The sequence below is a fragment of the Burkholderia sp. LMG 13014 genome (assembly GCF_905232215.1).
Lineage (GTDB): Bacteria > Pseudomonadota > Gammaproteobacteria > Burkholderiales > Burkholderiaceae > Burkholderia.
Genome location: NZ_CAJNKE010000006.1, coordinates 45,082 through 55,046 on the forward strand (window position 1 = coordinate 45,082; position 9,965 = coordinate 55,046).

The following is a 9,965-nucleotide window of genomic DNA, read 5'->3' on the forward strand; positions in this document are numbered from 1 at the left end:
GTTGAACAGCGAGGAGAACGGGCGGCGCAGAAGCCGCCCGGGAGCACTTACGCGGCGACGAACTCGTGCACGTAGCGGTTGAACACGGCGGGGCTTGCCGCGTTCATCCCGTGCGACGCGCCGGCGACGGTCTGCCGTTGCGCATTGCCGATCCACTGCGAAAGGGTATCGACGTTGTTGCGGAACATCTTCGGGCTGCGCTGGCCGTCGATCAGCAGCGTGCGGCATGCGATGTCGCCGGCCGTGTGCTGCGAGTACGCGGGCAGCGGGTCGCGCAACTGCTTCGGCAGCGTGCTCGCGTTGTCGATCGCCATCGTGCGGAAACGCGACGTGCTCTTCTTCCATGCACCCGGCAGGCTCACGGAATCAACGAACATCTCGAGGCCCGATTCGACGTCGCCTTGCCCGATCAGGTTCACGGCGTTCGTGCGCAGCGCGATCGCGGCGGCCGGCAGCGCGGCTTCGCGCACGCCCGGCTGTTGCAGCGGGCCGCCCGGATCGGCGAGCGTCAGCGACTCGACGAGGTGCGGATGCTGGCGTGCGACGTTGAACGCGACGCTGCCGCCGCGCGAGTGGCCGACCAGATGCACGGGGCCGAGATCGAGCGCGTCGATGAATTCGGCGAGCTCGTTGACGTGGTTCTGCCAGCTGAACTCGTCCTGGATGCCCGCTTCGACGGCCGGCCAGTAATGGCTGAGGCTCGGCGCGATGCAGCGGTAGTGGGCCGACAGCGCGGCGAGCTGCGGATCCCAGTAGCGGTAGTCGCACAGCGAGCCGTGCACGAACACCATCGGCGCGCCGCTGCCCCGCTCGACATACGGCAGGCTGATGCCTGACGAAAGCGTCGCAAATTGCAGGTCGGGGTTCGCGAGCACGGACGGCTCGATTCGCATGTTCATCTGAAAGACTCAAAGGTGCGTCAACACGACGCAACTATGCATCACGGCGACCTGCAAGGAAAACGCATAATTTTCATCGTCACGATCATTTTTTTTGATGGCTCGGCCGCAAACCCTTGTCGGAGGGGGATGGGTGTCGATGCTTTCAATCGTCTAACGATTGACCGTGGTGCCGGACTGGCCGGAAAAGGGGCGTGTGGCAGCCTGCGCACCTGCGCATCGCACCTTGGGAAAACGGGAAGGTCGCGAGCCGCGAAAGCGGCCCGCAGTTCAGCGCACCGCCAGCGCGGGCGCGGTCTGAAGCACGACGGGGAGGTCGTTGTCGGCCGCGAACTGCATTGCGAAATCGAATGCGTCCGCGCACACGGTGCGCAATTCGTCCGACACGAACAGGCATTTGACGTTGCCGTCGACGACGGGCATCGCGAGCCGCGACAGCGCGCACGGATAGCCGGGCCGCCGTTCGCCGACGAACAGCGTGATGACGCCCGCGAGGCGCTCGGGCCAGTCGCTCGGGCGGAAGGTTTTTTGCGCGTGCGTGACGCCGCGGATCAGGTGGCCGGTGATGCGGCCCTGTTCGGTGACTTCGATGCGATCCATGCTGTGCGTGTCCTTGTTCGCGTCATTCGCCGCCATCGGCCGCCGCGTCGCCGCGCGCGGGAATCCGCAGGTTGCGCAGCTTGTGATAAAGCGTCTTCTTCGGCATCCCGAGCGCTTCGCTCGCCTCCGCGACATTGCCGTTGTGACGCTGCAGCATGTCCTCGATCAGCATCCGTTCGAAATACGCGAGCTGTTCCGCGAGCGTGCCGCCCGCGGCCGGCGTGCCGCCGGACGACAGCAGGCTGTCGCCGGTCAGCCCGAGCACGAAGCGGTCGGCCACGTTCTGCAGCTCTCGCACGTTGCCGGGCCACGCGTGCGTCATCAGTTCGGATACCTGCGCAGCGGTGACGACCGGCGCCGGTTGCCCGAAGCGCCGAGCGGCCGCGAGCACGAAATGCTCGAACAGCAGCGGCACGTCCTCGCGCCGCTCGCGCAGCGGCGGCAGTTCGATCTGCGCGACGTTGAGGCGATACAGCAAGTCCGTGCGAAAGCGCCCGTCGGTTGCAAGCTCGGCGAGATCGGCCTTCGATGCGGCGACCACGCGGCAGTCGACCGGGATCAGCTCGTTCGCACCGAGCCGCTCGACCACGCGCTCCTGCAGTACGCGCAGCATCTTGATCTGCAGCGGAATCGGCATCGTCTCGATCTCGTCGAGGAACAGCGTGCCGCCGTCCGCCCATTCGATCTTGCCGATGCGCTTCTTGATCGCGCCGGTGAACGCGCCGGCTTCATGACCGAACAGCTCGCTCTCGAAGACCTGCTCGGGCAGGCCGCCGCAGTTCAGCGCGACGAAATGCGCGTCGCGCCGGCCGCCGAAGTCGTGCAGGCTGCGTGCGATCAGTTCCTTGCCGGTGCCCGTTTCGCCGGTGATCAGCACCGACACCGACGTATCGGCGAGGCGCAGGATCTTCTTGCGCACGTCGGCCATCGCGGGCGACTTGCCGAGCACGAACGCCTCGATGCCCTGCCAGTTGTTCAGCGCCGCGCGCAGCCCCTGCACCTCGAGCGTCAGGCGACGCTTCTCGACCGCGCGCGCGACGCGCCCCGCGATCACGTCCGACGAAAACGGCTTCTCGATGAAGTCGTACGCGCCGACCTGCATCGCGCCGACGGCCGTCGAGATATCGGCATGGCCGCTGATCAGCACGACCGGAATCTGCGCATCGATCGCCATCACGCGATCGAGCAACTGCAGCCCGTCGATGCCCGGCATTCGCACGTCCGACACGATCACGACCGGCGCGCCGGGGGCGACGTGATGCAGCGCGTCGGCGGCCGACGCGAACGCATCGACCGCGAAGCCGGCAAGCTCAACTGCCTGCTCGACGCCGATCCGGACGTTTTCATCGTCCTCGACGACCAGCACCCGAATCTCATCTTCCATGCTCTGTCCTTTGCAGCGTGGCCGCCGCGAATTCGATACTGAACTGCGCGCCGCCTTCGTCGCGGTTCGTCGCGGCGATCTTCGCGCCGAACGCCTCGACGATGCGCGACGTGATCGCGAGGCCGAGCCCGAGGCCCTGGCCGCGCGGCTTGGTCGTGACGAACGGCTCGAACAGGTGCGGCAGCACCTCGGGCGCGATGCCCGCGCCGCTGTCGGCGACGGTGAAGCGCACGCGGCCGGCTTCGTCCGGGCCGGTGGCTTCGACGACGATGCTGCGCACGGGTGCGTCATGCACCGCGTCGAGCGCGTTGCCGAGCAGGTTCACGATTACCTGCTGCAGCTGGCTCGATTCGGCCGATACGGCGGTGCCGGGCGCGATGTTCACGTCGAGCTGCACGCCTTCGTCGCGGATCCGCGCATCGTAGATCAGCCGCGCATGCGCGACGGCCTCGTTCAGCGAGACCGCGACGCGCTCGACGTCGGGCTTGCGCGCGAAGGTCTTCAACTCGCCGGTGAGCACGGCCATGCTGTCGACGAGCTTGCCGATCCGTTCGAGATTGGCGAGCGCCGGCGCCGGCTGGCCGCGCTCGAAGAACGTGCGCGCGTTGTCGCACAGCGTGCGGATTGCGACGAGCGGCTGGTTCAGCTCGTGCGTGAGGCCGGCGGCCATCTGCCCGAGCACCGCGAGCTTGCCGGCGTGCACGACTTCCTGCTGGGACGCGCGCAGCCGCTGCTCGGTGCGCTCGCGCTCGACGATCTCGCGCTGCATCCGCTCGTTCGCAGCCGTCAGCGCGGCCGTGCGCTGCGCGACGGTCAGCTCGAGCTGGTCGTTCGCCCGGCGCAGCGCGTCCTGCGCGTTCAGCCGCGCGACGATCGCCCGGCGGCGCTGGATCGCGTAGCCGGCGAGCAGCGCGGCGATCAGGAACGCGCCGGTGACGAACACGAAGGCCGTCTGCTGCTGGCGCCGCGCGCCCGCGATGTCGAGCAGCACCATCAGCGAATCGCCGGCCTGCGGCGCGGGGCGCGACATCACGAGATAACGCGTGGTGCGGCCGCTGTGGCGCGGATCGGGGAAGGTGCCGAACCACGCGGCCGCGCTGCGGTCGCCGATGCGGCGGTACGGCAGCGCGTCGACCGTGCGGCCCGCGTATTGCCGCGACGCCTGGATGTCGCGCTGCTGCTGCGCGGTGATCGGGCGCAGCGCGGTGAATTTCCACGCGGGTTCGGTCGAGATCACGACCACGCCGTTGCTGTCGACGACCATCGCGGCGACGCCCGGCGCGCGCCACGCCGATTCGAGCGAATCGACGCTGATCTTCACGGCGGCCACGCCGATCGGCACGCCGTCGTCGCGCACCGCGCTGGCGAAGTAGACGCCCGGCACGCCGGTGTTGGTGCCGATGCCGAAGAAGCGGCCGCTGCCGCGCGCGAGCGCGTCCTTGAAATACGGCCGGTACGACACGTTGGTGCCGACGAAGCTGAGCGTCTCGTTCCAGTTGCTGGCGGCGATCACGTCGCCCTGCAGGTCGATCACGTCGACCGCGCCGCTGCCCGCGTCGCGGTTCACCGCTTCGAGGTACGTATCGACCGTGTGCACGAGCCTGGGGGCGTCCTGCGGCGCGGCTTTCAGCATCGCGCGCACGCCGTCCTGCCGCGCGACGAGGCCGGGCAGGATCTCGAAGCGGCCGAGTTCGCTCTTCAGGCTCGACGCATACAGGTCGAGCCGGTGCGCGCCGGTTTCCTCGAGCGCGTCGATCGCGCGTTCCCACGCGAAATCGACGGCCGCGGCCGCGACGCACACATACAGCACGCCGGCCGAGGCCCAGCCCCACCACGGGATTCCCTTGAAGCTCTTCTGCACGTTCGCCCTCATCGAAGCCCGCAACCGGTCGCCCTGAACGACGCGCGCCGCGCGCCGGCTGGGCCGGCGGCGGCGCGTGCGAAGCGGCCTGCGCGACGGTGCGCGCGGCAGCGCGTCATCCGAAGTGGGCGATCAGGATCAGCGTGACCGTGACGACGATCGCGCCGCCGATACGCGTCGCGATCTGCGCGAACGGCATCAGCTGCATCCGGTTCGCGGCGGTCAGGATCGCGACGTCGCCGGTGCCGCCTTGCCCGCTGTGGCAGGCGTTCACGATTGCGGTGTCGATAGGGTACATCTTCATCAGGCGGCCGACCACGAAACCGGTGCCCATCAGCGTCGCGACGGTCGACACGATCGTGATGACGTTGACGATCGTGAACGCGGCGGTCAGCTTGTCCCACGGCGTCATCGCGACGCCGATCGCGAACAGCAGCGGATACGTGACGGCGGTCGAGAAGAACTTGTAGACGACGAACGCGCCTTCCTGCAGCGGCGGCGACACCGCGCGCGCGAGCTTCACGAGCACCGCGAGGAACAGCATCGCGACCGGTGCGGGCAGGCCGAACAGCTTGAACGCCATCAGGCCGACGAGGTACAGCGTGATCGCCGTGATACCGGCGCCTGCGATGTGCGTGACGTCGACGTGGCCGCGGATTTCCTCGTTCTCGGGCGTCATGTCGCCCGATTCGCCGACCTGCAGGCGGCCGTTGCCGGTCAGGTGCGGCAGGCGCTTGCCGAGCATGTCGAGCGCGCCCGACAGGATGATCGCGGTCAGGCTGCCGAGCATCACCGGCGGCAGCACCATCGCGAACATCTCGCCTTGCGGCAGGTGCATCAGTTCCGAATAGCCGATCGACAGCGGAATCGCGCCTTCACCGACGCCGCCCGCCATGATCGGCACGACGATGTACAGCAGCGTGTGGCGCGCGCCGAGGCCGAGTGCGGTGCCGACCGCCGTGCCGACGATTGCGGCCGCGACCGAGCCGGCCGCGAGCGGGATGAAGATCTTCACGAAGCCCTGGATCAGCACGCGGCGATCCATGCTCAGGATGCTGCCGACGATGATCGACGCGATGAACAGGTACAGGAAGTTGGTCGATTTGGTGAATTCGACCGTCAGGTTCAGCACCGGCTTCGGCAGCAGGTGGTAGTAGGTGAGCGCGGACGGCACGAAGGTCGCGAAGATCGCGGCCGCGCCGATGTTGCGCAGCAGCGGCAGGCGCTTGCCGAGTTCCGCGCAGGTGAAGCCGAAGAACGCGAGCACGGCGATCGCCATCGAAATTTCGCCGGGCACCTTGCCGGTCACCGAGAAGCCGACGATCAGCGCGAGCAGGATGAAATAGACGGGCAGCGGAATGATGCCGATGCGGATTTCCATCAGTTTCCACCAGCCTTCCGGCCAGAAGCGCTCGCGCGGGGCGGCGACAGCGTCGGAAACCGGCTCCGGATGGGACGGGGTATGGATAGAGGTCTGCAAGACGTGTCTCCTGATGTTGGAATGCCTGCATGGCTTCGCGGCATCGTGTGCCGTCTATTACGCAACCCCCGTGCCAGAAATCCGGCCTGCCGGAATATTTTTAATGCATTGATTTATAAGGGGTTTGTTTCGTCTGCGGAAAGGGCGGCCCGCTCTGCTGGCCGAGATTTCGGAATTCGCCCGGCGCCCAGGCCGAGATTTCGGCCTGGCGGCCGGCCGCGCGCCCGGTCTGTCCCCCGATCCGGCGTGACCGGCCGCCATATCGCCGCGCGCGATTTTCTTCGCACAATCGCTTCGTAGACCGTCCCCGCGCCGCTCTCTATCATCGACTGATCCTTTTCCGATGCGATGCCCCCCGTCCGGAGAACGCCCTGCGTTCGCCGCGGCGTCGCTCATCCGTCGATACCGTCTTTGGACAGGAGAGTGGTTTCCATGCTGCATGCCGTTTTTTCCGCCCGCATTTCCGCCGGCCGCGTCGCGCGTCTGCTGGCCGCCGCCGTGCTTGGCGTCGCGCTGCTCAACGGCGCGCAGGCCGACACCGCGCCGCTGAAGGTCGGCATCTCGACCAGCCCGCAGATCGAAGCGCTGAAGGTCGCCGCGAAGGAGGCGAAGGCGCAGGGGCTCGACGTGAAGATCGTCGAATTCACCGACTGGAATACGCCGAACGCGGCGCTCGCGAACAAGGACATCGACGTCAACTACTTCCAGCACATCCCGTTCCTCGAGAACGCGAACAAGCAGGGCGGCTACAACTTCGTGTCGATCGCGCCCGGCACGATCATGAAGATCGGCCTCTATTCGAAGAAGGTGAAAAACTTCAGCGAGCTGAAGGACGGCGCGAAAGTCGCGATCGCGAACGATCCGGTGAACGGCGGGCGCGGGCTGTTGCTGCTGCAGCGCGCGGGGCTCATCACGCTGAAGCCGGGCGCCGACTACCGTGCGACGACGCACGACATCGTCGCGAACCCGAAGCACCTGAAGATCATTCCGCTCGAAGCGTCGCAGCTCGCGCGTTCGCTCGACGACGTCGATCTCGCGCAGGGCTACCCGAGCTTCATCAAGCTCGCCGGCACGACCGACCCGAACAGCGCGCTGCTGTTCGACGGCACCGAGAACAAGATCTTCGCGATCCAGTGGGTCGTGCGGCCGGACAGCGTGAACGACCCGCGCATCCGCAAGTTCATCGCGATCTACCAGCATTCGCCGGCCGTGCGCAAGGCGCTCGACAACGCGTTCGGCTCGCTGTACGCGATCGCGTGGTGACGGAGGCGACCATGACGACGGCGAACCGCAAGAAGATCCTGCTCAACGCGTTCAACATGAATTGCGTCGGGCACATCAACCACGGTCTGTGGACCCATCCGCGCGACCGCTCCGCGCACTACACCGATCTCGACTACTGGGCCGACCTCGCGAAGACGCTCGAACGCGGCAAGTTCGACGGGATCTTCCTCGCGGACATCGTCGGCGTGTACGACGTGTTCGGCGGCGGCCCCGATGCCGCGCTGCGCGAATCGGTGCAGGTGCCCGTCAACGATCCGCTGCTGCTGGTGCCCGCGATGGCGCAGGTCACGCGGCATCTCGGCTTTGGCGTGACCGCGAACCTGACCTACGAACCGCCTTACCTGTTCGCGCGCCGCATGTCGACGCTCGATCACCTGACGAAAGGGCGCGTGGGCTGGAACATCGTCACCGGCTATCTCGACAGCGCCGCGCGCGGCATGGGCCTCGCGCAGCAGATCGGCCACGACGACCGCTACGAGCGCGCGGACGACTACATGGACGTCGTCTACAAGCTGTGGGAACAGAGCTGGGACGACGACGCGGTGATCCGCGACGCGCAGGCCCGCGTGTTCGCGCAGCCGGGCAAGGTGCGGCGCGTGAAGCATGACGGGCCGTTCTATTCGATCGACGCGATTCATCTGAGCGAACCGTCGCTGCAGCGCACGCCGGTGCTGTACCAGGCCGGTGCGTCCGCGCGCGGCGTCGAATTCGCGGGGCGTCACGCGGAATGCGTGTTCGTGAACGGGCAAAGCAAGGCCGCCGCGCGCGCGGCGGCGCTCGACATTCGCGCGGCCGCTGCACGGCAGGGGCGCGACCCGGCGTCGATCAAAATCTTCGCCGGCGTGAGCGTCGTCACGGCCGAGACCGAGCGGCTCGCCCGCGAGAAGTTCGACGAATACCGCCGCTACGCGAGCCCCGAAGCCGGACTCGCGCATTTCGCGAGTTCGACCGGGATCGACTTCGCGAAGTACGGCCTCGACGAGCCGATCTCGTATGTGAAGACCGATTCGATCCAGTCGGCCGTCGACGCGATCTCGCGCAAGAGCACGACCGGCACGTGGACCGTGCGGCGGATGCTCGAACAGATGTCGCTCGGCGGCCGCTACGCGCCGATCGTCGGCTCGCCGTCGCAGGTCGCGGACGAGCTGCAGTCATGGATCGACGAGACCGGCATCGACGGCTTCAACCTGACGCGCACCGTGATGCCCGAGTCGTTCGAGGATTTCGTCGACTGGGTCGTGCCCGAGCTGCAGAACCGTGGCGTCTACAAGGAAGACTACGATCCCGCGCCCACGCTGCGCGAGAAGCTGTTCGGCGCGGGCCCGCGGCTGCCCGCGTGGCATACGGGCGCGCAGCACCGGCCGGCCGCCGCGGCCGAATCCGCGCATCCCGCGCATGCGTGAACGTGACGGAGCGAAGCGATGACGCAATTGTTCGATACGCTGGGTTTCATCGACGCGTCGGCCGCGCGTGCCGGCGCCGCTGCCACGACGCATGACGAAGCGGCCACGTTGGCCGACTCGGCCAGCGGCGCCGCCGTGTCGCTGGAACACGTCGGCAAGGTGTTCGCGACGCCGCGCGGTCAGGCTGCCGCGCTGCGCGACGTGACGCTCGACGTGCGGCGTGGCGAGGTGTTCGGGATCATCGGCCGCAGCGGCGCGGGGAAATCGACGTTGCTGCGGCTCGTGAACGGGCTCGAACGGCCGAGCTCGGGCCGCGTGCGCGTGCAGGGCGTCGACGTCGGCGCGCTCGACGAGGACGGTCTCGTCGCGCTGCGGCGTCGCACCGGCATGGTGTTCCAGCATTTCAACCTGCTGTCCGCAAAGACGGTGTTCGAGAACGTCGCATTGCCGCTGAAGATCGCCGGCGTGCCAAAGGCCGAGCGCGTGCGCAAGGTCGAGGCGCTGCTCGAACTCGTCGGGCTTGCCACGAAGCGCGACGCGTATCCGGCCAGCCTGTCGGGCGGGCAGAAGCAACGCGTCGGCATCGCGCGGGCGCTGGTCCACGATCCCGAGGTGCTGCTGTGCGACGAGGCGACCTCGGCGCTCGATCCGGAGACGACACAGTCGATCCTCGCGCTGCTCGCCGACATCAACCGCCGCCTCGGGCTGACGATCGTGCTGATCACGCACGAGATGGAAGTGATCCGCGCGGTGTGCGACACGGTCGCGGTGATCGAACAGGGTGAAGTCGTCGAAACGGGCCCCGTGTGGCGCGTGTTCGGCGATCCGCAACATGGCGCGACGCGCGCGCTGCTCAGCACGCTCGTGCACGACCTGCCGGCCGAACTGGCCGCGCGCGTGCAGCCGTTGCCCGAGCAGGCCGCGTTGCCGGAAGGCGCACAGGTCGTGCTCGATGTGCGTTACACGGGCGAGAGCGGTGGCGAGCCGGATGTCGGTGCGCTCGCGGCGGCGCTCGGCGGTTCCGTGCGTTTCCTGCACGGCGGGATCGAGCGCA

Annotated in this window: 8 protein-coding genes; 3 read left to right on the forward strand and 5 right to left on the reverse strand. The window is 67.7% G+C overall.

Annotation, left to right across the window (positions count from 1 at the left end):
- Positions 1-47: 47 nt before the first annotated feature.
- The 5 genes from JYJ84_RS02035 to JYJ84_RS02055 all read right to left on the reverse strand — a co-directional run bounded on the left by JYJ84_RS02035 (position 48) and on the right by JYJ84_RS02055 (position 6,224).
- Positions 48-899: an alpha/beta fold hydrolase gene (locus tag JYJ84_RS02035; RefSeq protein ID WP_122948089.1), complete on the reverse strand. Its 852-nt coding sequence runs from the start codon at positions 897-899 to the stop codon at positions 48-50.
- Positions 900-1,169: 270 nt separating this feature from the next.
- Positions 1,170-1,499 carry a DUF3579 domain-containing protein gene (locus JYJ84_RS02040; RefSeq protein ID WP_122949625.1) on the reverse strand — a complete coding sequence of 110 codons (330 nt, stop codon included), beginning with the start codon at positions 1,497-1,499 and terminating at the stop codon, positions 1,170-1,172.
- A 22-nt stretch (positions 1,500-1,521) separates the two neighbouring features.
- Entirely contained in the window at positions 1,522-2,883 is a 1,362-nt protein-coding gene (locus tag JYJ84_RS02045; RefSeq protein WP_175222531.1) for a sigma-54 dependent transcriptional regulator, read from the reverse strand.
- Positions 2,873-4,756: an ATP-binding protein gene (locus tag JYJ84_RS02050; protein ID WP_175222532.1), complete on the reverse strand. Its 1,884-nt coding sequence runs from the start codon at positions 4,754-4,756 to the stop codon at positions 2,873-2,875. Before JYJ84_RS02050 ends, JYJ84_RS02045 begins: the two co-directional genes overlap by 11 nt.
- A gap of 103 nt (positions 4,757-4,859) precedes the next feature.
- On the reverse strand, positions 4,860-6,224 hold the full coding sequence (locus tag JYJ84_RS02055; RefSeq protein ID WP_175222533.1) for a 2-hydroxycarboxylate transporter family protein: 1,365 nt from the start codon (positions 6,222-6,224) through the stop codon (positions 4,860-4,862).
- A gap of 432 nt (positions 6,225-6,656) precedes the next feature.
- Between JYJ84_RS02055 and JYJ84_RS02060 the strand changes: the two genes are divergently transcribed.
- The 3 genes from JYJ84_RS02060 to JYJ84_RS02070 all read left to right on the forward strand — a co-directional run.
- Entirely contained in the window at positions 6,657-7,487 is an 831-nt protein-coding gene (locus tag JYJ84_RS02060; RefSeq protein WP_122948084.1) for a MetQ/NlpA family ABC transporter substrate-binding protein, read from the forward strand.
- Positions 7,488-7,498: 11 nt separating this feature from the next.
- Positions 7,499-8,911, forward strand: coding sequence for an LLM class flavin-dependent oxidoreductase (locus tag JYJ84_RS02065; protein ID WP_175222534.1), 1,413 nt, complete (start codon positions 7,499-7,501; stop codon positions 8,909-8,911).
- An 18-nt stretch (positions 8,912-8,929) separates the two neighbouring features.
- A partial coding sequence (locus tag JYJ84_RS02070; protein ID WP_205189111.1) for a methionine ABC transporter ATP-binding protein occupies positions 8,930-9,965 on the forward strand: 1,036 nt, incomplete at its 3' end.

Excerpts from the sequence above, each read along its gene's own strand:
- JYJ84_RS02060 (WP_122948084.1), top strand. The coding sequence starts at position 6,657 with ATGCTGCATGCCGTTTTTTCCGCCCGCATTTCCGCCGGCCGCGTCGCG.
- JYJ84_RS02035 (WP_122948089.1), bottom strand. The coding sequence starts at position 899 with ATGAACATGCGAATCGAGCCGTCCGTGCTCGCGAACCCCGACCTGCAA.
- JYJ84_RS02040 (WP_122949625.1), bottom strand. The coding sequence starts at position 1,499 with ATGGATCGCATCGAAGTCACCGAACAGGGCCGCATCACCGGCCACCTG.
- JYJ84_RS02065 (WP_175222534.1), top strand. The coding sequence starts at position 7,499 with ATGACGACGGCGAACCGCAAGAAGATCCTGCTCAACGCGTTCAACATG.
- JYJ84_RS02050 (WP_175222532.1), bottom strand. The coding sequence starts at position 4,756 with ATGAGGGCGAACGTGCAGAAGAGCTTCAAGGGAATCCCGTGGTGGGGC.
- JYJ84_RS02045 (WP_175222531.1), bottom strand. The coding sequence starts at position 2,883 with ATGGAAGATGAGATTCGGGTGCTGGTCGTCGAGGACGATGAAAACGTC.